23 protein-coding genes are annotated in these 22,243 nt (G+C 73.3%); 10 read left to right on the plus strand and 13 right to left on the minus strand.

The features are described from left to right. From ACFVIU_RS30940 to ACFVIU_RS30950, 3 genes are all read left to right on the plus strand, one after another. The coding region (locus ACFVIU_RS30940; RefSeq protein WP_385846542.1) for a hypothetical protein at nt 1-725 on the plus strand (725 nt) is incomplete at its 5' end. A gap of 281 nt (nt 726-1,006) precedes the next feature. Continuing rightward, a complete protein-coding gene (locus ACFVIU_RS30945; RefSeq protein ID WP_385846543.1) occupies nt 1,007-1,867 on the plus strand; it encodes an esterase/lipase family protein in 861 nt (286 codons plus the stop codon). Between the two features lie 153 nt (nt 1,868-2,020). Then, nucleotides 2,021-2,479, plus strand: coding sequence for a GNAT family N-acetyltransferase (locus ACFVIU_RS30950; protein WP_385846545.1), 459 nt, complete (start codon nt 2,021-2,023; stop codon nt 2,477-2,479). A 21-nt stretch (nt 2,480-2,500) separates the two neighbouring features. Here the strand turns inward: ACFVIU_RS30950 and ACFVIU_RS30955 are convergent, their stop codons facing one another. Further along, nucleotides 2,501-2,635: a hypothetical protein gene (locus ACFVIU_RS30955; protein WP_385846546.1), complete on the minus strand. Its 135-nt coding sequence runs from the start codon at nt 2,633-2,635 to the stop codon at nt 2,501-2,503. A gap of 111 nt (nt 2,636-2,746) precedes the next feature. On the opposite strand from ACFVIU_RS30955, the gene ACFVIU_RS30960 reads away from it, so the two are divergent. Further along, complete coding sequence (locus ACFVIU_RS30960) at nt 2,747-3,367, plus strand: class I SAM-dependent methyltransferase (RefSeq protein ID WP_385846547.1); 621 nt, start codon at nt 2,747-2,749, stop codon at nt 3,365-3,367. Between the two features lie 43 nt (nt 3,368-3,410). Here the strand turns inward: ACFVIU_RS30960 and ACFVIU_RS30965 are convergent, their stop codons facing one another. After that, nucleotides 3,411-3,911, minus strand: coding sequence for a DUF402 domain-containing protein (locus ACFVIU_RS30965; protein WP_385846548.1), 501 nt, complete (start codon nt 3,909-3,911; stop codon nt 3,411-3,413). Further along, the gene (locus tag ACFVIU_RS30970; RefSeq protein ID WP_385846549.1) at nt 3,892-4,821 is read right to left on the minus strand and encodes a GNAT family N-acetyltransferase; all 930 of its coding nucleotides are present in this window, start codon (nt 4,819-4,821) and stop codon (nt 3,892-3,894) included. The genes ACFVIU_RS30965 and ACFVIU_RS30970 overlap by 20 nt, the downstream gene beginning before the upstream one ends. 71 nt (nt 4,822-4,892) lie before the next feature. Here ACFVIU_RS30970 and ACFVIU_RS30975 point away from each other — a divergent pair, with 71 nt between their 5' ends. Beyond that, nucleotides 4,893-5,261 (plus strand): GntR family transcriptional regulator, encoded by a 369-nt coding sequence (locus ACFVIU_RS30975; protein ID WP_385846550.1) that lies wholly within the window; start codon nt 4,893-4,895, stop codon nt 5,259-5,261. Nucleotides 5,262-5,529: 268 nt separating this feature from the next. Here ACFVIU_RS30975 and ACFVIU_RS30980 read toward each other — a convergent pair whose 3' ends face one another. Both ACFVIU_RS30980 and ACFVIU_RS30985 read right to left on the minus strand, forming a co-directional pair. Further along, nucleotides 5,530-6,300, minus strand: a complete 771-nt coding sequence (locus ACFVIU_RS30980) for a DUF72 domain-containing protein (protein ID WP_385846551.1) — start codon at nt 6,298-6,300, stop codon at nt 5,530-5,532. A gap of 15 nt (nt 6,301-6,315) precedes the next feature. Beyond that, nucleotides 6,316-7,410, minus strand: a complete 1,095-nt coding sequence (locus ACFVIU_RS30985; RefSeq protein WP_385846553.1) for a DUF5925 domain-containing protein — start codon at nt 7,408-7,410, stop codon at nt 6,316-6,318. A gap of 119 nt (nt 7,411-7,529) precedes the next feature. Here ACFVIU_RS30985 and ACFVIU_RS30990 point away from each other — a divergent pair, with 119 nt between their 5' ends. Next, nucleotides 7,530-8,900, plus strand: coding sequence for a xylan 1,4-beta-xylosidase (locus tag ACFVIU_RS30990; RefSeq protein WP_385846554.1), 1,371 nt, complete (start codon nt 7,530-7,532; stop codon nt 8,898-8,900). A 19-nt stretch (nt 8,901-8,919) separates the two neighbouring features. Here the strand turns inward: ACFVIU_RS30990 and ACFVIU_RS30995 are convergent, their stop codons facing one another. From ACFVIU_RS30995 to ACFVIU_RS31015, 5 genes are all read right to left on the minus strand, one after another. Then, complete coding sequence (locus ACFVIU_RS30995) at nt 8,920-12,522, minus strand: lipopolysaccharide biosynthesis protein (RefSeq protein WP_385846555.1); 3,603 nt, start codon at nt 12,520-12,522, stop codon at nt 8,920-8,922. Continuing rightward, a complete protein-coding gene (locus ACFVIU_RS31000; protein ID WP_385846557.1) occupies nt 12,515-13,315 on the minus strand; it encodes a polysaccharide deacetylase family protein in 801 nt (266 codons plus the stop codon). Before ACFVIU_RS31000 ends, ACFVIU_RS30995 begins: the two co-directional genes overlap by 8 nt. Continuing rightward, the gene (locus ACFVIU_RS31005) at nt 13,312-14,400 is read right to left on the minus strand and encodes a glycosyltransferase family 2 protein (protein WP_385846558.1); all 1,089 of its coding nucleotides are present in this window, start codon (nt 14,398-14,400) and stop codon (nt 13,312-13,314) included. The genes ACFVIU_RS31000 and ACFVIU_RS31005 overlap by 4 nt, the downstream gene beginning before the upstream one ends. Further along, nucleotides 14,397-15,218, minus strand: coding sequence for a glycosyltransferase family 2 protein (locus ACFVIU_RS31010; RefSeq protein ID WP_385846559.1), 822 nt, complete (start codon nt 15,216-15,218; stop codon nt 14,397-14,399). The genes ACFVIU_RS31005 and ACFVIU_RS31010 overlap by 4 nt, the downstream gene beginning before the upstream one ends. A 390-nt stretch (nt 15,219-15,608) precedes the next feature. Then, nucleotides 15,609-16,052 (minus strand): hypothetical protein, encoded by a 444-nt coding sequence (locus tag ACFVIU_RS31015; protein WP_385846560.1) that lies wholly within the window; start codon nt 16,050-16,052, stop codon nt 15,609-15,611. A 264-nt stretch (nt 16,053-16,316) separates the two neighbouring features. Here ACFVIU_RS31015 and ACFVIU_RS31020 point away from each other — a divergent pair, with 264 nt between their 5' ends. The 4 genes from ACFVIU_RS31020 (at nt 16,317) to ACFVIU_RS31035 (ending at nt 19,192) form a co-directional block, all read left to right on the plus strand. After that, nucleotides 16,317-17,123: an SGNH/GDSL hydrolase family protein gene (locus ACFVIU_RS31020; protein WP_385846562.1), complete on the plus strand. Its 807-nt coding sequence runs from the start codon at nt 16,317-16,319 to the stop codon at nt 17,121-17,123. A gap of 228 nt (nt 17,124-17,351) precedes the next feature. Next, a complete protein-coding gene (locus ACFVIU_RS31025; protein WP_385846563.1) occupies nt 17,352-17,945 on the plus strand; it encodes a sigma-70 family RNA polymerase sigma factor in 594 nt (197 codons plus the stop codon). Further along, nucleotides 17,942-18,790, plus strand: coding sequence for an anti-sigma factor domain-containing protein (locus tag ACFVIU_RS31030; protein ID WP_385846565.1), 849 nt, complete (start codon nt 17,942-17,944; stop codon nt 18,788-18,790). The genes ACFVIU_RS31025 and ACFVIU_RS31030 overlap by 4 nt, the downstream gene beginning before the upstream one ends. Nucleotides 18,791-18,916: 126 nt before the next feature. Further along, nucleotides 18,917-19,192: a hypothetical protein gene (locus tag ACFVIU_RS31035; protein WP_385846566.1), complete on the plus strand. Its 276-nt coding sequence runs from the start codon at nt 18,917-18,919 to the stop codon at nt 19,190-19,192. Nucleotides 19,193-19,214: 22 nt separating this feature from the next. On the opposite strand, the gene ACFVIU_RS31040 is transcribed toward ACFVIU_RS31035, so the two are convergent. From ACFVIU_RS31040 to ACFVIU_RS31050, 3 genes are read right to left on the minus strand one after another with little or no spacing between them, the layout of a single operon-like run. Continuing rightward, the gene (locus tag ACFVIU_RS31040; RefSeq protein WP_385846568.1) at nt 19,215-20,411 is read right to left on the minus strand and encodes a CaiB/BaiF CoA transferase family protein; all 1,197 of its coding nucleotides are present in this window, start codon (nt 20,409-20,411) and stop codon (nt 19,215-19,217) included. Between the two features lie 58 nt (nt 20,412-20,469). Continuing rightward, a complete protein-coding gene (locus tag ACFVIU_RS31045) occupies nt 20,470-21,249 on the minus strand; it encodes an ABC transporter permease (protein WP_385846569.1) in 780 nt (259 codons plus the stop codon). Continuing rightward, on the minus strand, nt 21,246-22,202 hold the full coding sequence (locus ACFVIU_RS31050) for an ATP-binding cassette domain-containing protein (RefSeq protein ID WP_385846571.1): 957 nt from the start codon (nt 22,200-22,202) through the stop codon (nt 21,246-21,248). The genes ACFVIU_RS31045 and ACFVIU_RS31050 overlap by 4 nt, the downstream gene beginning before the upstream one ends. Nucleotides 22,203-22,243 lie beyond the last annotated feature (41 nt).

Below are 22,243 nucleotides of genomic sequence, written 5' to 3' on the forward strand. Positions count from 1 at the left end.
GCGGCACACCCCCCCCATCTGCCGGGCGACCCCGCGCCGGGGGGGCGGGCCCGGGGGCGCGGGGGGCCGCCGTGTCGACCCCCGCCGGGGTGGGGTCGCCGGCGCTCCCCGCATTCGGCGCGGCGACCGCCCGCACCCTCGCGGAGTACGGCCTGGACACCCTGGGCCTGGTGGCCGCCGCGCCGCCGTCCACGCTCCAGCGGCTGATCGGTGCGAAGGCGGCCCGCGAGCTGCGCGAGAAGGCGAGCGGCATCGACCGGGGGCGGGTCGTGCCGAACGCCGTCTCGCGCTCGCTGTCGGCCGAACGCACCTTCGGCATCGACGAGCTGGACTCCGGCCGGCACCGCCGTGCGCTGCTGTCGGCCGCCGAGGAACTCGGCGCCCGGCTGCGCGCGATGGAGCAGGTCTGCCGCACCCTGACCCTCACCGTGCGCTATGCCGACAGGTCCGCCACGCCGCGCAGCCGCACCTTGAAGGAGCCGACCGCGCACTCGGCGGCCCTGACCCGGGCGGCCTACGGCATGTACGAGGCGCTCGGTCTGCAACGCGCCCGGGTACGCGCCCTGACCCTGCGTGCCGAGGGGCTGACCCCCGCCGCCCAGGCCTCCCACCAGCTCACCTTCGACCCCGTGGACGAGAACGCCCGCCGTATCGAGGAGGTCGCGGACCGCGCCCGGGCCAGGTTCGGTCCGCGGGCGGTGATCCCGGGCACGCTGGCGGCCTGACGCGGCCGGCGCCCGACGGGGCCACGGTCACCGATATCGCCGTGGTGGGGCGGTTTGGTGTGAATTGCACCGTATAGTCCGATCCAGCCTGCCCGGTGATGCTCCGTCGGGGAGTGGCGGGGGTGCGGAATGGGCTGGTGGTTACCACTGGAAGTTTTTACTGGCGCGTAACTTCACATCTGCACTACTCGCCCGTAACTTGACGAGTGAACAGCATCCTCGTGATCCGGATCACAGGGTTAGGCCGTCGCACCTCCCTTGAGCCGCAAGGAGATCACACGATGCTGCCCTGGAAGCGAGTGCTCAGACCCCTGGCCGCGCTGCTGCTGACCGCAGCCGTCGCCGCCGTACCCGCTGCCGCCGCCCACGCCGACACGGCGCCGAGCACCGGCTGGAACGACTTCTCCTGCAAGCCCTCCGCGGACCACCCCCGGCCCGTGATCCTGGTCCACGGCACCCTCGGCAACTCCGTCGACAACTGGCTCTCCCTCGCCCCCTACCTGGAGCACCGCGGATACTGCGTCTACTCCGTGGACTACGGCCAACTCTCCGGCGTCCCCGTCTTCTACGGCCTCGGCCCCATCGACCAGTCGGCCGGCCAGCTGTCCGCCTATGTCGACAAGGTGCTCAGCGCGACCGGCGCCGCCAAGGCCGACCTGGTCGGGCACTCCCAGGGTGGCATGATGCCCCGCTACTACCTGAGGTTCCTCGGCGGAGCCGCCAAGGTCAACGCGCTCGTCGGCATCGCCCCCGACAACCACGGCGCCTCGCTGAGCGGACTCACCAACCTGCTGCCGTACTTCCCCGGAGCCACCGACCTGGTCAAGGCCACCACCCCCGGCCTCGCCGACCAGATCCCCGGCTCCGCCTTCCTCACCAAGCTCAACGCCGACGGCGACACCGTCCCCGGAGTCCACTACACGGTCATCGCCACCAAGTACGACGAGGTGGCCACCCCCTGGCAGAGCCAGTACCTGAGCGGCTCCGGCGTCCGCAACGTCCTGCTCCAGGACCTCTGCCCGCTCGACCTCTCCGAACACGTGGCCATCGGCCTGTTCGACCGGATCGCCTTCCACGAGGTGGCCAACGCGCTCGACCCCGCCCACGCCACCGCCACCAGCTGCGCGTCGGCCCTCAGCTGACCGTCGCCGGGGCCTGTCCGACCTGAGCCGCCGGACAGGCCCTGAGCAGTTCCAGGAAACCGTGAAATCCCCTGCTGGGGGCCGGTGGTGGAGATCTTTATGGTCCCCTTAAGGGAGTACTCAGACTGCGTTCAGGCGGATAGCCTGCACCGCATGATCACCACAGGGCCGGAGCACGTCCGGATCGCCGTCGCCGCCGATGTCCCGGCCGTGAAAGAGGTCACGGACCTGGCCTACCACCCCTACATCGCGCGCATCGGTGTGGTGCCGCAGCCCATGGAGGCGGACCACACCGCCGATGTCGCCGCGGGCAGGGTGTACGTCACCGGGGACCCCGTCGACGGACTGGTGGTGATCGACGCGTTCCCCGGCCATCTCTTCCTGGACAGCATCGCCGTCCGGCCGCAGGCCCACGGCACGGGCGTCGGACGGCGGCTGCTGCACTTCGTCGACGCACGCGCGCGTGAGCTGGGGCTCGGCGAGATCAGGCTGTATACGAACGCGATGATGTGGGAGAACCAGAAGATCTACCCGAAGTACGGGTACGAGGTCGTGGAACGCCGGGTCGACGGGCCCTACGACCGGATCCACTACCGCAAACTGCTGGGCTGAGACTCCGGCGGTCCGGCCGGGTCAGCCGTCGGGCCACCAGGTGCGCGCGATGTCCTTGCGGACCTCGGGACGTCCCGCAGGGCTCTCGTCCGCCTCCTCGCGGGCACGGCGGCGGTCCGTCCTCTTCAGGGGCTTCTGCACGGTCATACGGCGCATGGCTGCCTCCTTCAGTGTCTACCGTGTTCCGCGTTGTCACGGAGGTAGACGCTTTCGGCGAGAGTTCCTCATCGGTGCCGGGTTGTCAGTGGCGGGTGTCACTCTTGGCGCATGACGAACGCCAACGACAGCACGATCCGGCCGGACGCCGCGATCGACTGGGACGCCGAGGCCGCCGCCTTCGACGACGAGCCGGACCACGGCCTGCGCGACCCCGGTGTCCGCGCGGCCTGGGCGGCCCGGCTCCGCTCCTGGCTGCCCGGGCAGCCCGCCGACCTCCTCGACCTGGGCTGCGGCACCGGCAGTCTGTCGCTCCTCGCGCTCGGCCAGGGACACCGGGTGACGGCCGTCGACTCCTCCCCGGCGATGGTCGAGCGGGCCCGCGCCAAGCTCGCGGGGCACGGGGCGACGGTGCTGCGCGGAGACGCCGCGAGCCCGCCGGTGGCACAGCGGGCCCATGACGTCGTCCTCGTCCGGCATGTGCTGTGGACACTGCCCGACCCGGCGGCCGTCCTGCGGCACTGGCGCACCCTGCTGCGGCCGGGCGGCCGCTTCGTCCTGGTGGAGGGCGTGTGGGGCAGCGTGCACCCGGTCGGCATACCCGCCGCCCGGCTCACCGCCCTGCTGGCGCCGCTGGCGGCGGACGTGCGCGTGGAGCCGCTCTCCGGAGACCCGCTGCTGTGGGGGAAGGCCGTGCACGACGAGCGGTACGCGGTGGTGGCGCTGGTCTGAGCCGCCCCCGCCCCCGCCCCCGCCCGGGACCGGCGGGCAGCGGTCAGGCCAGCAACTGTCCGAAACCGTCCCGGCGGGCCAGCGCCTCCAGCTCCGCCAGGGCGGCCAGCGCGGCGGACGCCGCCTCCGGGTCGGTGTCCGCCAGACCGCTCTCGGCGAACTCGTCCTCGTCCAGGCGCCGTACGTCCCCGCCGTCGCCGGAGCGCCACAGGTCCAGGTCGAGATCCTCGACCACCAGCTCCGCACCGGTGCGCACCGCGGGCCGGGTGATGTCGCAGTACCAGCCCTTCACCGCGCCGCCCGGGCCACGGACCTCCTTCACCGAATACCAGCGGTCCCGCCAGTAGTACTCGGTGAACACATCGCCCGGCTCGAAGCGCACGAAGCCGAAGTCGCGCACTCCGGAGCCCGCCCAGGGCGCTCGTACGGCGATCCGGTTGCCGTCGTCGCCGAGCAGCTCGGCCGGGTAACGGATCTTCGTACGGCCCGCCTTGACCAGTACGACATCCAACCGCCCCGGCGCATCAGCCGAGTTCGCGGACATAGCGCACCTCCGTGGCGCAGATCTCGTAGCCGAGCCGGCGGTTGATCGCGAGCATGGGGCCGTTGCCGGTGTCGTTCCCGGTGAGGGCGACCGTGTGCCCGGCGGCGCGGGCGCGGTGCAGGGCGGCCGTCTTGGCGAGCGTGGCCAGGCCGCGCCCCCGGTGGCGGCGGGCCGTGCCGGTCATCGCGGTCAGGTACCGGGTGCCGCCGTCGGTGTAGGCCACGCTGAAGGCGGCGGGGCGGCCGTCGGCCAGCACCACCGTGGTCAGCTCCCGGTCCAGCAGCGGGTGCCCCCAGGTCATGGTGAGCCAGGCCTGGTAGTTGCTGAACTCGGCGTCCACATCGCTCGGTTCGTCGGCCGTCGTCTCCCCGTCCAGCTCGAACAGCGGGCGCGGATCGGCCGCGAAGTCGGCCGCCGTGCGCAGCTCGACGCCGGACGGCAGAGCGGGCAGCGGCGGCAGCTCGGCCGCCGTCAGGTCCAGCCGGAGGAAGTGGGCGGAGCGGCCCGCGCGATAGCCGCGGCGCTCGGCGAAGGCCCGGTTGTCCGGCGCGTCCAGCAGCCACGCGAACAGCTTCGTCGCCCCGTGCGCGGCCAGGTGCTCCTCGGCCGCGCGCACCAGCAGCCCGCCCGCGCCGCGCCCGGTGCGCTCCGGGTGCACATAGATGTTGAGCAGCCCCTGCCCCGGTTCCGGGCTGTCGTACGCGAGGCTCACTTGCGCGGTGCCGATCACCTCGCCGTCCTCCTCCGCGACCAGCGACCGGTGCCGGGCCTCGGGCGGGGTGTGACTGAGGTGGTGCAGGATGGCGTCCGGGGTCCACAGGATGTACGGCAGTGCGAGATGCCGTACCCGGGCGAAAGTCTCGACGTCCGCGCGGTCGGCGGGGCGCAGGTCGCGCACGATCACTGTCATGAGCAGGCACCGTACGGGGCGGTGTGCGGTGGCTGCCTCCCATTTTCCGCGCGGTGCGCGACAATCGCCCCGTGAGCCTGAAGATCCGCATCGATGACAGCGCGCCGCCGTACGAGCAGGTGCGGGCGCAGATTTCCGAGCAGGCGCGGTCCGGGGCGCTGCCGGTGGGCTACCGGCTGCCCACCGTGCGGGGGCTGGCCGAGTCCCTGGGGCTCGCGGTGAACACGGTGGCCAAGGCGTACCGGGCACTGGAGGGCGACGGGGTGATCGAGACCCGGGGCCGGCACGGCACCTATGTGGCCGCCGCCGGCTCGGCCGCGGCCCGCGAGGCGTCCCTGGCCGCTCAGGCCTATGCCGACCGGGTACGGCGGCTGGGGCTGGCGGAGGAGGAGGCGTCGGCCGCGGTGCGGGACGCCCTGCGGGCGGCCTACGAGGAGTAGAGGCTTTTCGAAGCGGCCGAGCCGCGCGGAGCGGCACAGCGGAGTCACCCCGGCCGCGCGGGGCGGTGCAGCGGAGTCGCCCGGGCCGCGCGGGGCGGTGCAGCGGAGTCAGCCGGGCCGTACCGAGCGGCGTAGCGGAGTCACCCGTGCCGTACCGAGCGGTGCAGCGGAGTCAGCCGGGCCGTACCGAGCGGTGCAGCGGAGTCAACCGGGCCGCGCGGGGCGGTGCAGCGGAGTCAGCCGGGCCGTACCGAGCGGCGTAGCGGAGTCACCCGTGCCGTACCGGTTCCGGGAAGCGGGTCACCGGCAGGCCCGCCCGCCGGGCCGCCCGGCCGAACACCACCGCGTCCTGCACCGCCGCCCCGCCCGGGTCGTTGTTGAAGTACGCGTACACGTCCGCCCCGTCCGGCCAGGTCGTGGCGATGCGGTCCACCCAGGTCTCCAGGGACCGGCGGCCGTAGCGCGGCCAGGGCCGGGCGCGCCCCTGGTGGAAGCGGACGTAGCCCCAGCCGGTGGTGCGCCACAGCGGGGTGACCGGACGGGCCAGGACATCCGCCCAGCACAGCGCCGCACCCCGCAGTTCGAGCACCTCGCGCACCTCGGCAGTCCACCACGACTCGTGGCGGGGCTCGACCGCGACCCGGGTGCCGGGCGGGAAGCAGGCCAGGCAGGTGTCCAGCAGCGCGGGGTCGGCGCGCAGCGTCGGCGGCAGCTGGAGCAGGACCGGGCCCAGCCGGTCACCGAGACCCGCCGCGTGGCTCATCAGCCGGTGCACCGGCTCCTCGGGCTCCTTCAGGCGCTTGATATGGGTCAGATAGCGGCTCGCCTTGACCGCGACCACGAAGTCCGCCGGGACCCGCTCCCGCCAGGTGGTGAAGGTGTCGTACGACGGCAGCCGGTAGAACGCGTTGTTGATCTCCACCGTCGCGAAGAGCCGGGTGTACTCCTCCAGCCACAGCCGCGCCGGGACCCCGGCCGGGTAGACGAGGTCCCGCCAGTCCTTGTACTGCCACCCCGACGTGCCCACGAACAGGGTCATACCCTCATGAAAGCACTACAGGTACAGGCCCGCGTCCGCGCCCTCCCGGGCCCCCGGCACCGAGGTCGGCGCCGAGCCCCGGCGCAGCGCGTACAACTCGGCGAGGGTGGCGCCGTCCCGGCCGACACCGGTCTCGGTGCCCAGCCAGTTCACCGCCTCGGGGCGGGTCAGCGGGCCCACCTCGATCCGGGCCAGACAGCGGCCGGGGCGGACCACCGCCGGGTGCAGCCGCTCCAGGTCCTCGTTGGTGGTGACCCCGACCAGGACGTTGCGGCCCTGGCCCAGCAGGCCGTCGGTGAGGTTCAGCAGCCGGGACAGGGCCTGGCCCGCCGTGTGCTTGGCCTCGCCGCGGATCAGCTCGTCGCAGTCCTCCAGCAGCAGCAGACGCCAGCGGCCCTTGCCGGCGCCGTCCTCCTCGCCGATCGCGATGTCCATCAGATAGCCGACGTCGGAGAAGAGCCGCTCCGGATCGAGGACGCAGTCGACCTGGCACCAGTCCCGCCAGGAGCGGGCGAGGGTGCGCAGCGCCGAGGTCTTGCCGGTGCCGGGCGGGCCGTGGAGCAGCAGCAGCCGGCCGGCGATGTCCTCCGGGGTCGTCTTCATCAGGCGGTCCATCGCCTCCGCCACCGGCGCCGTGTAGTTGGGCCGGATCTCCTCCCAGGTGCCCGCCGCGATCTGACGGGTGGTGCGGTACGGGCCGCGCCGCGGGGAGACGTACCAGAACCCCATCGTCACGTTCTCCGGCTGCGGCTCGGGCTCGTCGGCCGCGCCGTCCGTGGCCTGGTCCAGGACCCGCTTCGCCAGCTCGGCGCTGGTCGCGGTGACCGTGACGTCCGCGCCGCGGTTCCAGCGGGAGACCAGCAGGGTCCAGCCGTCGCCCTCGGCGAGGGTGGCGCTGCGGTCGTCGTCGCGGGCGACCCGCAGCACCCGGGCGCCGTCCGGCAGCAGGGTCGCGCCGGAGCGTACGCGGTCGATGTTCGCGGCGTGCGAGTACGGCTGCTCGCCCGTCGCGAAGCGGCCGAGGAACAGCGCGTCGACGACGTCGGAGGGCGAGTCGGAGTCATCGACGGTGAGCCGGATCGGCAGCGCTTCGTGTGGGTTCGCAGACATGGGGCCATGATCTGTCACGGGTGTGCCGTACGCACGGCATTTCGCGCGGGTGCGCTGTTCTTCCGCTCTTCCCAAGACCCCCCCCCGAGCCGGCCGTTCCGCCTCTACTGTTGTCCCCGATGGGATGTCATGGGGGGAAATCGGATGCCCGGTGGCGGCGGCTCGCCGCGGTGCTCGGCGCGGGTGCGGTCCTGCTGGCCCTGGTGGTGACCCTGGTGGGCACGCGCTCCGGCGGTTCCGGCAAGCCCGCGGCCGCGACGGAGCCGTCCGTCGGCTGGGGTTTCACCCACACCCAGTACAGCGCCGACGAGGGCGCGGCGGCCGCCACCGGCCGGGTGCGGCGGCTGCTCGGCGAGGGCGGCGGCCTGGCGCAGAACCAGCACATCATGGGCTGGGGCGCCGACAACCCCGAACCCGCCCCGGGACACTACGACTTCGGCGCGCTGGACCGGCGGATCGGCTTCGTCCGCGCCTCCGGCGGCACCCCGGTGATCACCCTGTGCTGCTCCCCGGACTGGATGAAGGGCGGGAAGGCCGCCGCCGGCACCACCGACTGGAGCCGGTCCGCCCTGGAGCGGGCCCCCGCCCCCGGCCACTACCAGGACTTCGCCGACCTCGCCGCCACGGTCGCCCGGCGCTACCCGGACGTCCGGCACTTCATCGTCTGGAACGAGTTCAAGGGGTTCTGGAACGACGCCGAGTCCCGCTGGGACTACGAGGGTTACACCCGGCTGTACAACCTCGTGTACCGCGCGCTGAAGAAGGTCGACCGGAACATCATGGTCGGCGGACCCTACCTGGTGATGGACAGCGTCCGCCCGGGCGACGAGAACGCCTCCACCGCGGTGCGGGGACCCTGGGGCGCCATGGACCGGCGGGTGCTGGACGCCTTCTCCTACTGGAACGCGCACAAGGCGGGCGCCGACTTCACGGTCGTCGACGGCTCCAGCTACACCCGCGACGACGCGCTGCTGCCCGACGAGTTCGCGGCGACCGACAAGCTGACGGCCGTCGGCGCGTGGGTACGGCGGCAGACCCACGGCCTGCCGCTGTGGTGGGCCGAGTACTACGTCGAGCCCGGCGACGGCGACGGCGACCGCACCGGCTGGACCGAGCCGCACCGGGTCGCGGTGCAGGCCACCGGGATGATCGCCATGGTCAAGGGCGGCGCGGACTCCGGCTTCTACTGGAACCCGGAGGAGCGCGGCGGCACCGGCTGCGCCGGCTGTCTGTGGACCCCGACCGACGGCTCCGCCGGGGGCCGGCCGCTGCCCCTGTACGACCTGGTCTCCCGGTTCGCCAAGGCGTTCCCGCCGGGCACCCGCTACACGCCCGTGTCCGTCGCCGCCGCCGACGTCCCCGATGTCCGCGTCCTCGCCGACGACAGGGCCGTCCTGGTGGTCAACACCCGGAACCGCACGCTCAGCGCCCAGGTCGACGGCAGACGCGTCGACCTGGACGCCTACGAGGTGAAGTGGCTCGGCCGCTAGGCACAGCCGCCAGGCCACCTCACTTCAGCGTCACGAACCGCTGCACCAGCGAGGCCAGGACCACCGCCAGCAGCGGCAGCGAGAACCAGAACCCCGACTGGAGCAGCCGCAGCCGGCGCACGCCCGGCCGGAGCGCCACCCGGGCCAGCTCGCGGGCGGCCAGCAGCAGCACCAGCGCCACCGCGGCCAGCGCGCCGACCACCGACCAGGGCGTCCAGGTCACCAGCGGCCCGACCGGCCCGGGGTCCGGCTTCGGCACCGCCCCCGACGGCCGCTCGCGCAGCGCGTACACCGTGACGTCGGCGTCGGCGAAGACCTTCGTCAGCTCCCGCCGCCCGTCCAGGTTCCCCACCAGCCGCGGCTCCCAGGACGCCGGGTAGCCGGCGTCCAGCTCGAGATACGTCACCTGACTGCGGTTGATCATCAGATACGAGTTCGGACCCGCCTCCTTCAACGCCTTGACCAGGCCCGACACCAGCACCGGGTCGGCCGGGGCGAGCGTGGGCACATAGTCCACCCGCTCCATGTCCCGCGCGCCCCACGGCAGCGCCGGCGTCACGTCGTTGACGGTGTCCTGGGTCAGCCACAGCAGCCGTACCGTCGGCCGGTCGTGGGCGTACACCCAGTCCATCGCCGCGACCTCGCCGGGCCGGGTCCGCTCGAACGGCTCGTTGCCCCAGCGGGCCACCAGGAACCCGCCCATCAGCAGCAGCCCGGCGAGCAGCGCCGCCAGCGGGGCGAGGTTCCGCCGCCCCCCGGCGCGTTCCCCGGCGGTGTCACCGGCGCGCGGGAAGAGGGCGAGGGCGGCGAGCAGGGCCGCGCCGGGCACCGCGAACATGAAGACCCGCAGCGCCATCTCACCGCCGTACGACTGCATCCCGAAACCGAGGAACGGCACGAACGTCAGCACCAGCAGCGAGCGATCCCGGTACCGGTGCAGCCGGCGCCGCCACCAGCCCCAGCAGGCGCAGGCCAGCAGCGAGCCGGCCAGCAGCACCCGGGTGTACAGCACCAGCTTGTGGGTCGGACTCCCGCCCTGGATCCGGCCGGAGACGGAGGTGGAGACATTGCTGCCCACCCCGCCGACCCCGCCGAACAGGTCGTCGAAGTGCCCGGACCAGTACGGCTCGGCCATGAAGCCGACCCAGACCGCGACCAGCACCGCGAACAGCAGGGGCAGCCCGCGCAGTTCGGACCGGCCGAGCAGGACGAGCGCCGCCAGCACGCCCAGCATCACGAACGGGGTGAGCTGGTGCGCCGGGACGGTCGCCGCGTACAGGGCGATCAGGACCAGCAGCAGCACGGCCCGCTGCCGGCGGTCGGCGGGCCGCACCTCGGCCTCGCCGGGCCGCGCCTTCGTCCAGATGACCCGCGGCGGGCGGAACCAGACCAGCAGGATCGCCACGAAGGCCAGATACAGGAGGTAGGTGAAGCCCTGCGGGGAGAAGTAGTCCTGCCCCACCCAGCCGCACAGCACGAAGATCCAGACACCGGTCCACTTCGCCCGCCAGCTCGCCCGCAGCGCACGGGTGAGCAGGAACATCGGGGCCAGATAGGCGAGTTGCACGGCCGTCGGCCACCAGCGGATGACCTCGGTGAAGTCGGTGACCCCGCACGCCCGGCCGACGAACGCGGTCACCGCGAAGAAGCCCGGCCAGCTCCAGCGGGCGTCCAGGTCCGGTACGGCGGAGCCGGTGCGGTCGATGTAGTCGAGAAAGCCCAGGTGCTGCCAGGCCGTGGGGAACCGCGGCTCGGTCTCGATCACGGCGGGCAGCGCGTGCAGGGACACCACCGTGGCCAGCAGGGTGAGCAGCAGCAGCGCCCGGTGCTCGCGGCGCAGCCGGAGCAGCCCGGCGAACACGGTGATCAGCAGCGCGGCCCCGACCAGGGTCGGCAGCGGCAGCACCGAGACCAGACCGAGCCCGCCCATCCGGTCCAGGTCGGCCTCGCCGAGCCGCAGCGCGGGCACCCAGTACAGCAGCAGCGCGGCGATCAGCAGACAGCCGAGGAGGACCCCGGAACGGGTGGGCAGCAACCGGGCGTCGCGCGCCGACGGGCCCTGGGCGGTCCTCGGAGCCGGCTGCTCCAGCGGCAGCCGGGTGCCCGCCGGCGGGGTGCCGGGACCCGGCCGGACGTCCGGGCGCCGTTCCTGATGGTCGAAGTCCACCTGGACGCCGAGCGCGACGGTGTCGGAGTCCAGCGCCCAGGCCGGTCCGGGCCGGCGGGCCGGAGCCGCCGCGGCCGCGACCTCGCGCGTCCCCAGATCGGCCAGGTCCCCGTCGGGTGCCGCCGTTTCCGGCACGCCGACGGGAGCCGACCGGACGGTCCGCCACAGCCTGGGCGCGGTGATCGCGACGATCACCGCGAGGCTGGACATCTCGGCGACGCCCGCGCCGGTCAGCCCCATCCGGGGCAGCAACAGCAGCGTCAGACCGAGCACCAGCGCACACAGCAGGCCCTGCATCCAGGCCAGTCCGGCGGTACGGCTCTGCGCGCGCAGCACCGCGAAGCAGGTCTCCATGACCACCCGCAGCAGCGCGCCGACCGCGAACCAGCGCAGCAAGGGGGTGGCCGCCGCCGCGTAGCCCGGGCCGAACACGCCGAGGATCCAGGGCGCGCCGAGGAACAGCAGCGCCGAGATCGGCAGCATGATCCGGAACATCCGCTTCAGCGCGGCACGGGTGTCGGCGGCCAGCCGTGCCGGGTCGTGCGCGCCCTCGACGGTGAGCGAGGCACCCATGTTGATCGCGAGGAGGTTGGTGGTGCCGCCGATGGTGGTGGTGATGTAGAAGTAGGCGTTCTGCTCCGCGCTGACCTGCGAGGCGATGATCACCGGGACCAGGTAGACCACGGCCAGCGAGAACAGCGAGCCGGTGTAGTCCCCGGCCAGGAACCGCCCGATCTCCCGCGGCGTCGGCGGTCTCGCCCGCCCCTCGGTGGCCCTGACGTGCCGGGGCACCAGCCGGCGGAACACCAGCCAGCCGAGCGGCAGCACGGAGGTGGCGATGGCGGCGACCCAGGACACGAAGACACCGGCGGTCGGGATCGCCACGGCGAACGCGGCGAGCAGACCCAGCTTCACCGCCGAGAACACGGTGTTGCCGACCGGCACCCAGGGCGCGCTGCGCAGCCCGGTCAGCACCCCGTCCTGGAGGGTGAGCACGTTCCAGGCGGCGACGGCCACGACGAAGCCGAGCCCGTTGAGGGTCCCGTGCAGGAAGCGGTACGACGGCCCCCAGGCGTCCAGGGTCAGCAGGAACACCCCGGCGGCCACCGCGACCACCAGTGAACTGCCCGCGTACGTCAGCACGACGAGCCGTCCGGTGCGCGCGCCGGAGACCGGGATGAAGCGGGCCAGCGCGCCGGTCAGGGTCACCGCGGTCAGCCCGGCGAGCAGCTTCATCGCGGCGATGGCGGCCGAGCCCTGCCCGACCGCCGACTCGGTGTAGTAGCGGGCCGCGGCCAGCCAGAAGCCCAGTCCGAGGACGGCGGAGATGCCGGTGTTGAGCATCAGCGCGTAGGCGTTGCGGAACAGCGGGCTGCCGCCCGGGGCCCGGCCCGCCTGCTCGGACGTCCTGGCGCCGGGCGCGTCGGTCTCGGTCGTGGTGGTCGTGTCAGACACGGGTACGGATGGCCTTCCGGCGGACCTGGCGGGCTCTGCGGACGAGGGCGTACCCCTGGGTGAGGGCACGGTCCCTGGCGAAGTCACGGGCGAGGGCGCGGCCGTGCAGCAGCCGCTCGAACTCCGCCGCGCCCGTGCTGCGGCGCACGGTGACCCGCCGCAGCGCGTACGGCCCCTGGCGGCGGTCGGCGAGGTCGTTGCCGACGGCGAGCGCCTGGTCGTACCCGGCCGCGCGCACCGCCCGGCGGACCCGGCGGCTGGAGTAGCCGTACGGGTAGGCGAACGACACCGGGCGGACGCCGAGTTCCTCGGTGACGATCTCGGTGCAGCGGGTCAGCTCGGTGCGCAGCACGTCGTCGGGGAGCTGGTCGAGCTGCGGATGGGTGTGGCTGTGGCCGCCGATCTCGACCCCGGCGGCGGCCAGTTCGCGCACCTGCCGCCAGTCGAGCATGGTGTCGAGGCCGCCTCCGGTGTCGTACCCGCCGCGGAGCCAGCCGGTGGAGACGAACAGGGTGGCCGGGAAGCCGTGCTCGGCGAGCACGGGCAGGGCATGCCGGTGCACGCCCTCGTAGCCGTCGTCGAAGGTGATCAGCACCGGCCGGGCGGGCAGCGGGCGGCCGGACCGCCAGTGCGCGGCGAGATCGGCGGTGGTGACGGGGGTCAGCCCCACCTCGCCGATGACCGCCAGCTGCTCCGCGAACGCCTCCGGCGCGACCGACAGGGCCCGGGTGGCGGCGTTGGGCGCGATCGCGACCGAGTGGTACATGAGGATGGGTACGGGCGCGTCGCTCACGGCTGCCTCCCGGGTCCGGCGTCGGCATCCGCGGGATCGTCGAGGCCGCTCACGGAACCGGCGGCGGCGCTCGCCGGGCCGGGGTCACCGGGGATCGGCGGTGCCGTGAACGTCGTACCGCCGTGCCGGGCGCGCAGGGTGCCGAGGGCGTATCCGCCGGCGGCGCTCAGCACGCCCGTGACGATCGCGGCCGCGCGGCCCGCGCCGCCCGGGCGGCCGAGCAGGGCGTCCCGAAGTCCCCGGGCGATCCCGGCGGGCAGCACCCGGGTGGTGTAGCGGCGTTCGGACTCCAGGCCCTTGTCCGCGCCGACGCTCCTGGCCACCAGGGCCTTGGACAGGCCCTCGGCGTAGGTACGGGCGCGGAAGTAGCCGAAGCGCTCGCGGGGTGCGGGCACCCGGTGGTGGATGACCGCGCGATCGTCGATGAGCAGGACGGCGTCGGGCCGGGCCCGGGTGAGGCGGATGCACAGCTCCGTCTCCTCGCAGCCCAGCGGGCGGCGGTCGCCGTCGCGGCCGATGCCGGTGGCGAAGCCGCCCGCCGCCGTGAAGGCCGTACGGCGGAAGGAGGCGTTGCCGCCGAGGACGTTGCGGACCCGCACCCGGCCCGGCGGCAGCCCCGTGTAGGTGCAGCCCACCACCCAGTCGAACTCCGCCGGGAACCAGGCGGGCCGCCGGCCGGACGCCCAGACCGGCTCGGTACGGCCGCCGACCGCCATCACGCGCGGGTCGGCGTACCCCTCGGCGAACCGGCGCAGCCAGTCCCGTTCGGCGACGGCGTCGTCGTCCAGGAAGGCGATCACCTCGCCGCGGGAGGCGGCGATGCCGGTGTTGCGGCCGGCGGACAGCCCGCGCGGACCGGCGTTGGCCAGCACCCGGACGCCGTCCGTCTCCTTGTACTCGCGCTCCAGCCGGCCGTGCAGGGCCGGGTTGTGGTCCACCACCAGGAGCGTCTCCAGGGCCGGATACGACTGGGCGCGCACCGAGGCGACCGCCGCGAGGATGTCCTCCCAGCGGTCCTCGGTGTACACGCAGATCACGACGGAGACACCGGGGTCCCCGGGGCCGTCCCCCGGCTCGTCTCTCACGACAGCTCTCCCCGGACCGTGTCGAGCAGCGGGGAGGGGCGTTCCTGGCGGCGCAGTTCGCGCCGGTTGGAGCGTTCCCCGAGGATGACCCTGAGCACCCGTATCCCGTCCCGTACGGCACGCAGGTTGCTGGCGCCGTGGATGCGGAGGTACTCGTGGCTGGGGATCTCCTGCACCTTCAGTCCCGCCTTGACCACTCTGATGTTCATCAGCGTCTCGACCTCGAAGCCGGTGCAGTCGAGGTCGATCTTGTCGAGGCAGTGCCGCCAGAAGGCGTTGTAGCCGTAGCACAGGTCGGTGTAGCGGGCGCCGAACTTGCGGTTGACGATGGTGCACAGCGCCCAGTTGCCCAGCTTGCGGACGAAGGTCATGTCGTCCGTGCCGCCGCCGTTGGCGAACCGGGAGCCCTTGGCGAAGTCGGCGCCGGAGACCAGCGCGGAGACGTACGACACGATCTCGTTGCCGTCGGCCGAGCCGTCCGCGTCGACCATCACGATGATGTCGCCGGTGCAGGCCTCGAACCCGGTGATCAGGGCATCCCCCTTGCCCCGGCCCCGCTGTTCGACCACCCGGACCTCCGGCCACAGCGAACGCGCCACGTCCACGGTGTCGTCCGTGGAGTTGCCGTCGACCAGCACGACCTCGTGTATCCAGTGCGGCAGCGACTTGAAGACGTAGGGCAGGTTCTCCGCCTCGTTCATGGCGGGGATCACCACGCTCACCGGCGGAGTGATCGCCAGGTGCGAGGAGATGGGCCGGTAGTGGTCGGCGAACAGCGGATCCTGCCCTGAACCAGGCGGGCGCAGAACGGAACTCATGGGTTTTTCCCTCTCGTCCGGTGGACCGCCCGCCCCTGGGCGGCCCGGCTGTGTGTCCGGTTCGAAAGGGGGGTTCTCGTCATCGGCACGGGGAGCGGGTCTCCGTGCGCGTGGACGAGCTGGCAAAGCTGGCCGGACTGCCGGGAAAAGACGGCAGCCGGTCGCGCGGCACGGCTCGGTCACCGAAGCGGCCACCGAGCACGGCACCCCCCTACCGCGCCCCGCACCGACGAGCGCCGTGGCCCTGAGCCCTCCCCTGGAGCCGTTGCCGACGTGCCGGTGCGGGTGTGATGTACGACGGTATTGACGGTTGAAGTGGATAGGCAACCCCTGGGGGGATGCCTCACTTTTTTGTCGGTTTCTCTACTACATAACTTTGGCCCAGATTGCTCACGGTTGATGGCGTTTTTCGGAAACTCGTCCCCGGCGCCGGGCCGTGCGCAGAACCGTGAGCAGGAGCAGCAGGCTCAGCACGGTCACCGCGGCCACTCCGCCCCGGACCGACCAGCGGTGCACGGCCAGCAGGCCCTGGGCAACCAGCATGTTCAGCGCGACGGAGCCCGCAAGCGCGCACAGCGTCCGGCCGAAGGGATCCAGCCCGCGCAAGCCCGCGGCGATCGCCGCGGCCGGCGCGCCGAGCAGGAAGAACAGCGTGCAGGGAGCACGCAGTGGTGAGTGGGTGTCGAGCAGCGCGAGCAGCGCGCCGGCCGCCCCCACGGCCGCCGCGACGCCCACGAGCAGCGACGGCAGGGCCCTCCCCGGCCCTGGCCGCACCCGCTCCGCGTCCCCCGGAGGGCTGTCCGATGAAGGTGTCTTGATCCCGAAGGTCTGCATGGGCGACTTTGCCCCCCGACGCGCCGGATGCCGGGCTTCAATGTGGCCCAGTCGCGCGGGGCCGTCAAGGGCGTCCCGGGCCGCCGGCGGGGGCGCACGGAGTGACGGTGCATCAACCCCTATGGCATGCACATGCAATAGCTGAGCGGTGAACGTCTTGGGTCGATCCTGTTCAGAGCGCAACAGTTTTGGCATGGACACTTCCCGTCAACACGCGTAGTTGGTACGACGGTTGACGCAGAGATCCTGCTAAAGGGAGGTTCCATGAGACGTTCCCGACTTACCGGATTCGTGACCTCGCTCCTCCTCGCCGCCGGCCTCGGTCTCACCGGGGCCGCTTCCGCACAGGCCTCCTCGACGGCCGTGTCCGGCGGCTATGTGGCGCTCGGCGACTCCTACTCCTCCGGGGTGGGCTCGGGCAGCTACATCAGCTCCAGCGGCAGCTGCGACCGCAGCACCAAGGCGTACCCGTACCTGTGGAACGCCGCCCACAGCCCGTCCTCGTTCGCCTTCAACGCCTGCTCGGGCGCCACGACGGACGACGTGCTCGCCAACCAGCTCGGCTCGCTGAACTCCAGCACCTCACTGGTCTCCCTCACCGTCGGCGGCAACGACGCCGGGTTCTCCGACGTCATGACGACCTGTGTGCTCCAGTCCGACAGCTCCTGCCTGGCCAGGATCCAGACCGCCGAGAACTACGTCGACACCACGCTCCCCGGCAAGCTGGACACCGTCTACAACGCGATCAGCGCCAAGGCCCCCGCCGCCCGGGTGGTCGTCCTCAGCTACCCCCGCTTCTACCTGCTCGGACAGAGCTGCCTCGGCCTCTCCGAGACCAAGCGGTCCGCGATCAACGACGCGGCCGACTACATCGACGCCGCCATCCAGAAGCGCGCCCAGGCTCACAACTTCGTCTTCGCCGACGTGCGCTCCGCCTTCGCCAACCATGAGATCTGCTCCAGCGACTCCTGGCTGCACAGCGTCAACTGGCTCGACATCGGCGAGTCGTACCACCCCACCGCGCCCGGCCAGTCGGGCGGCTTCCTGCCGGTGTTCACGAACGCGGCCTGAGCCGGACACCCGGCGAAACCGCACCCCGCCCCACCTCGTTCGGGCTCGCCCGTCAGAGTGAAGTTCCCGGCGAGCCCACAGCAGACGCGGAGGCCCCGTCCGACGGGGTCTCCGCCGTTTCGCGTCCGCCGCAGCACGGATGCCGGGCCCGGAAAATCTTCCCGGCCCGCCGGCCCGCGTTTTCGGCCCGCCGATCCGTACCACCGTGGGGAGGTGTGTGCGGTGCGGATGCGCGGTACGCGAGGAAGACCCGGCTGCGGCCGCGGGGAGCGGGCCCGCGAGGCCGCCGACGAGCTGCTGCTGCTCGTGGCGGGCGGCGACCAGCGGGCCTTCGAGGAGCTGTACGGACTGGTGTCCGGCCCGGTCTACGGACTGGTACGACGCGTGGTGCGGGACCCCGCCCAGTCCGAGGAGGTGGTCCAGGAGGCGCTGCTCGAACTGTGGCGCTCCGCCGCCCGGTTCGACCCCCGGCGGGGCAGCGCCCTCTCCTGGATCCTCACCCTCGCCCACCGCCGGGCCGTCGACCGGGTGCGCAGCGCCCGCGCGGCCGGCGAGCGCGAGCAGCGGGAGGCGCTGCGCGCCGGGGAGGTGGCGTTCGACCAGGTCACCGAGGAGGTGGAGGCCGGCCTCGAGCGCGAGTGGGTGCGCCGGTGCCTGCGCCGGCTCACCGAGCTGCAACGCCAGTCCGTGACCCTCGCCTACTACGACGGCTACACCTACCGCGAGGTGGCGGAGCGCCTCTCGCTGCCGCTCGGCACGGTCAAGACCCGGATGCGGGACGGCCTCACCCGGCTGCGCGAGTGCCTGGGAGGTGCCGCATGAGCCTCTTCGGCAGGCGCCTGCGCGGCGAGGACCCGCACTCCCTCGCCGCGCCCTACGCCCTCGACGCCCTCGCACCCGGCGAACGGCGCCGCTTCGAGAAGCACCTGCGGGACTGCGACCGCTGCGCCGCCGAGGTGCGCGTTCTGGCCGAGGACGCGGTGCGCCTGGCCTGGTCCACGGCGACCCCCGCGCCCGCCGCCCTGCGCGACCGGGTGCTGGCCGCGGTCCGCGCCACCCCGCAGGAGCCCCCGGCCCCGCGCGCGTACGGCGGACGGCCGCCGGTGCCGGAGCCGGAGCCGGGCACGCGCCGGCTGCCGCCGTACGTCTGGGACGGCCGGCCGTCGCCGGGGCGCGGCCGTCCCCCGCGCGGGCGCCCCCTCCTGGTGCCGTTCGCGACGGTCACCGCCGCCGCTGCCCTGGTCGTCGCCTCCCTCTTCGCCGTCCAGGCGGACCGCACCCGGGACCGGCTCGACGCCGGGCAGGCCCGGGCACGTGAGATCGCCCACGTTCTGGCCGCTCCCGACGTGCGCGCCTCGCGCAGCACGGACGCCCGCGGCCGCGGTATCGGAGTGATCGCTTCCGTATCGCGCCGGGAGGCCGTCGTCACCCTCAGCGGATACGGCGCCCCGCCCGGCGGACGCGTTCACCAGCTCTGGCTCATGCGCCCCCGCGTGCAACCGCGCTCCCTGGGGCTCTTCGCGGGCGACACGCCCTTGGTCGCGAGCGGTCTCGGCCCCGGCTCCATGTCACTCGCCGTAACCATCGAGCCTGACGGGGGATCAGCTCGGCCCACCGGGCAGCCGATTGTCCAACTCGGCCTGAAATCGGTTGGATTCGGAGAGTAGTCAAAGAGGGATGGTCAACCTCCTTACAGGGAAGGTGAATCCTGTGGGCGCGATACCCGCGTGCCCGCCTGGGGCGATAGGGTTACCCTGCCCGGGCCGGGTGGACTCGTACGGGTGGGGAGTGACATGGAACAGATAACAGTGCGCAGCAGGGCCAGGGTCCCTGCGATCACCTGCGGGAGCAGCGCGACCAGTTCGCGCCTGGACCGCCATCTGTCGGTGCTGGCGGGTCCCGCCATACCGCAGCGGGAGACGGTCGAGGCGACCTCGCTGATGCGTGAGCTGACGGCGCGTGACACCGTCCGCCGCAGCAGCGACCGGGGGGCGCGGATCGGCCGCGTCTCGCTCTTCGCGCCGCTGCGCCGGCTGCGCCGTTCGCTGTTCGGCGGCCACCGGCACTGAGCCCCTTCCGGGGTGCCCGGGCTCAGGCCGCCACACCGTCCCGGCGCAACGCTGCGATCTCGTCGTCCGTCATCCCCACGGCACGCAGCAGCGCCCCGGTGTGCTGCCCGAGTGCGGGCACATCCCCCATCCGTGCCTCGTCCCCGCCCGGCAGCGTGATGGGAGGCAGCAGCGCCTTCAGCGGCCCGACCGGCGAACCCACCGCACGCCACCGCTCCCGGGCCGCCAGCTGCGGATGGTCCGCCAGCTCGTGCACGTCCCGCAGCCGCGCACAGGCGATGCCCGCCTTCTCCAGCCGGGCCAGCGCCTCCTTTGTGTCCAGCACCCCCAGCGCACCGGCGACCAGCGCGTCGGTCCGCTCCCGGTGCGCCACCCGCGCCGCGTTCGTCGCGAACGCCGGATCCGTGCCCAGCTCCGCCCGGCCGATGACCTGTTCGGCCAGCCGCCGCCACTCCCGGTCGTTCTGCACCGAGAGCAGCACCCGCCCGCCGTCGGCCGTCGCATAGGCGTCGTACGGCGCGATCACGGAATGCGCCAGCCCGGTGCGGGCCGGCGGCTCACCGCCGTGCATCGCGTGGTGCAGCGGATGCCCCAGCCACTCGGCCAGCGCCTCCAGCATGGACACCTCCACCGGCCCGCCCCGCCCGGTCGTCCCGCGCCGCACGAGCGCCGCCAGCACCCCCGAGAAGGCGTACATGGCGGCCGCGATGTCCGCCGCCGGGATCCCGGCCTTCACCGGCTGCTCCGGCGTCCCGGTCACCGACACCAGCCCCGCCTCGCACTGCACGAGCATGTCGTACGCCCGCTTGTCCGCGTACGGCCCCGCGGAGCCGTAGCCGGAGATGTCCACCGCGATCAGCCGCGGGTGCGCGGCGCACAGTGTGGCCGCGTCGAGACCGAGCCGGGCCGCCGCGCCGTGCGCGAGGTTCTGCACGAACACGTCCGCGTCCGCGATCAGCCGCCGTACGACGTCGAGACCGCGCGGGTCCTTGAGGTCCAGCGCTATCGACTCCTTGCCGCGGTTGCACCACACGAAGTGCGAGGCGAGACCGCGGGCCGCCGTGTCGTAGCCGCGCGCGAAGTCGCCGCCGTCGACGCGCTCCACCTTGACGACCCGGGCCCCCAGGTCGGCGAGCTGCCGGGTCGCGAAGGGCGCGGACACGGCCTGTTCGACGGCGACGACGGTGATGCCCTCCAGGGGCAGCGGAAGCTGGTCCATGGGGAGGATGATCCCCCCTGACCGGCGACTCTGTCAGTAGCCGGGGACCGGCCGCGGCTCACTCACCGCGCGCGTGGCGGCGTACGGCGAGCGGCAGGAACAGCGCGGTCAGCGCGAGGCTCCAGGCGAGTGCCCCGGCGACCGGATGGGCCACCGGCCAGGCGGCCCCGTGCGGTACCGGCGCGTTGCCGAAGAGGTCCCGCAGGGCGGTGGTCACCGCGCTGATGGGGTTCCACTCGGCGAGGGTGCGCAGCCAGCCGGGCAGGTGGGCCGTCGGGATGTAGGCGTTCGACAGCAGCGGCAGCACGAAGGACGAGGCGCCGAGCTGCCCTGCGGCCTCCTCGCTGCGGCTGAGCAGCCCCAGGAAGATCCCGGCGCAGGTGCAGGCGAACCGGAAGAACAGCAGCAGCCCCACCGCGCCGGCCGCGTCGAGGGCCGTTCCCTCGATCCGCCAGCCGACCGCGAGGGCGACGAGCAGCAGCGGCACCGTGCCGAGCGTGGTGACGACGAGGTCGGCCACCGCCTGCCCGAGCGGTACGGCGGCCCGGCTCACCGGCAGGGTGCGCAACCGGTCCGTCACCCCGCGGTGGGTGTCCGCGGCGGCCTGGAACATGCCGGTCATCAGCCCGCCGGCCGCCGTCGCCACCAGCAGCCCGGGCACCAGGAAGGAGCGGTACTCGCGGCCGGGCATCGCCAGTGCGCTGCCGAACACGTACCCGAAGAAGAGCAGCATGTTGACGGGCATCAGCTGGGTCAGGACGGCCAGGCCCGGGCTGTTGCGGACCCGGCGCAGCTGCCGGCCCGTCATCGCCAGACCGTCGTGCACCAGGGCGCTCACGCTGCAGCCTCCTCGGGGTGCGCGGCCGTGCCGGTGAGCCGCAGGAACACGTCGTCGAGCGCGGGCGGCCGGATGCTCGCGTCCAGCAACGGCACGTGGGCGGCGTCGAGTTCGCGCACCAGGCGGGGCAGGGTCAGGGTCGGGTCGGTGGTGAGCGCGCCGACGGTGCCGCGTGCCCGGTCCAGGACGGGTTCCCGGCCGGTGAGCCGGTCGAGCACCGCCGCCGCCCGCGGCAGCGCCTCGGCGTCCGCGACCACGGCCTCGGCGTACGAGCCGATGAGCGCCTTGAGTTCGGCGGGGGAGCCGGTCTGCGTGACCCGGCCGCGGTCCATCAGGGCGATGTCGTCGGCCAGTTGGTCCGCTTCCTCCAGGTACTGCGTGGTCAGCAGCACGGTGGTGCCGTCGGCCTTCAGATCCCGCACCGCCTGCCAGATGCGGGCGCGGCCGGCCGGGTCGAGGCCGGTGGTCGGCTCGTCGAGGAAGAGGACCGCCGGGCGCCGGACCAGGCTCGCCGCCAGGTCCAGCCGGCGGCGCATCCCGCCGGACCAGGTGGCCGTCCTCCGGTCGGCGGCCTCGGTCAGCCCGAAGCGCTCCAGCAGCTCGTCGGCCCGGGCGGCCGGGCCGCGCACCCGGTGCAGCCGGGCGAACAGCCGCAGGTTCTCCCGGCCGGTGAGGTCCCCGTCGACCGAGGCGTACTGCCCCGTGACCGCGATCCGGCCCCGCACGGCGGCGGCCTCGCGGACCAGGTCGTGCCCGGCGACGCGGGCCGAGCCGGCGTCCGGTCGCAGCAGCGTGGTGAGCAGCCGGACCGCGGTCGTCTTCCCGGCGCCGTTCGGCCCGAGCAGTCCGCAGACGGTGCCCTCGGCCACGGCCAGATCCAGCCCGCGCAGGGCGTCTACGGCGCCGAAGCGCTTCTCCAGACCCTCACTGAGTACAGCGTACGTAGTAGCCATGGCTCGACCATAGCGCACTACGTACGCCGTACGTAACTAGG

This window comes from Streptomyces sp. NPDC127190, from assembly GCF_042672505.1.
In the GTDB taxonomy this organism is placed as follows: Bacteria; Actinomycetota; Actinomycetes; order Streptomycetales; family Streptomycetaceae; genus Streptomyces.

Bases quoted from the DNA above. Each gene is read 5' to 3' on its own strand.
- ACFVIU_RS30960 (WP_385846547.1), top strand. From the start codon at position 2,747: ATGACGAACGCCAACGACAGCACGATCCGGCCGGACGCCGCGATCGAC.
- ACFVIU_RS30945 (WP_385846543.1), top strand. From the start codon at position 1,007: ATGCTGCCCTGGAAGCGAGTGCTCAGACCCCTGGCCGCGCTGCTGCTG.
- ACFVIU_RS31030 (WP_385846565.1), top strand. From the start codon at position 17,942: ATGAGCCTCTTCGGCAGGCGCCTGCGCGGCGAGGACCCGCACTCCCTC.
- ACFVIU_RS30980 (WP_385846551.1), bottom strand. From the start codon at position 6,300: ATGACCCTGTTCGTGGGCACGTCGGGGTGGCAGTACAAGGACTGGCGG.
- ACFVIU_RS31015 (WP_385846560.1), bottom strand. From the start codon at position 16,052: ATGCAGACCTTCGGGATCAAGACACCTTCATCGGACAGCCCTCCGGGG.
- ACFVIU_RS30970 (WP_385846549.1), bottom strand. From the start codon at position 4,821: ATGACAGTGATCGTGCGCGACCTGCGCCCCGCCGACCGCGCGGACGTC.
- ACFVIU_RS31040 (WP_385846568.1), bottom strand. From the start codon at position 20,411: ATGGACCAGCTTCCGCTGCCCCTGGAGGGCATCACCGTCGTCGCCGTC.
- ACFVIU_RS30965 (WP_385846548.1), bottom strand. From the start codon at position 3,911: ATGTCCGCGAACTCGGCTGATGCGCCGGGGCGGTTGGATGTCGTACTG.
- ACFVIU_RS31010 (WP_385846559.1), bottom strand. From the start codon at position 15,218: ATGAGTTCCGTTCTGCGCCCGCCTGGTTCAGGGCAGGATCCGCTGTTC.
- ACFVIU_RS30990 (WP_385846554.1), top strand. From the start codon at position 7,530: ATGGGATGTCATGGGGGGAAATCGGATGCCCGGTGGCGGCGGCTCGCC.
- ACFVIU_RS30950 (WP_385846545.1), top strand. From the start codon at position 2,021: ATGATCACCACAGGGCCGGAGCACGTCCGGATCGCCGTCGCCGCCGAT.
- ACFVIU_RS30955 (WP_385846546.1), bottom strand. From the start codon at position 2,635: ATGCGCCGTATGACCGTGCAGAAGCCCCTGAAGAGGACGGACCGCCGC.
- ACFVIU_RS31020 (WP_385846562.1), top strand. From the start codon at position 16,317: ATGAGACGTTCCCGACTTACCGGATTCGTGACCTCGCTCCTCCTCGCC.
- ACFVIU_RS31035 (WP_385846566.1), top strand. From the start codon at position 18,917: ATGGAACAGATAACAGTGCGCAGCAGGGCCAGGGTCCCTGCGATCACC.
- ACFVIU_RS31050 (WP_385846571.1), bottom strand. From the start codon at position 22,202: ATGGCTACTACGTACGCTGTACTCAGTGAGGGTCTGGAGAAGCGCTTC.
- ACFVIU_RS31025 (WP_385846563.1), top strand. From the start codon at position 17,352: ATGCGCGGTACGCGAGGAAGACCCGGCTGCGGCCGCGGGGAGCGGGCC.
- ACFVIU_RS30985 (WP_385846553.1), bottom strand. From the start codon at position 7,410: ATGTCTGCGAACCCACACGAAGCGCTGCCGATCCGGCTCACCGTCGAT.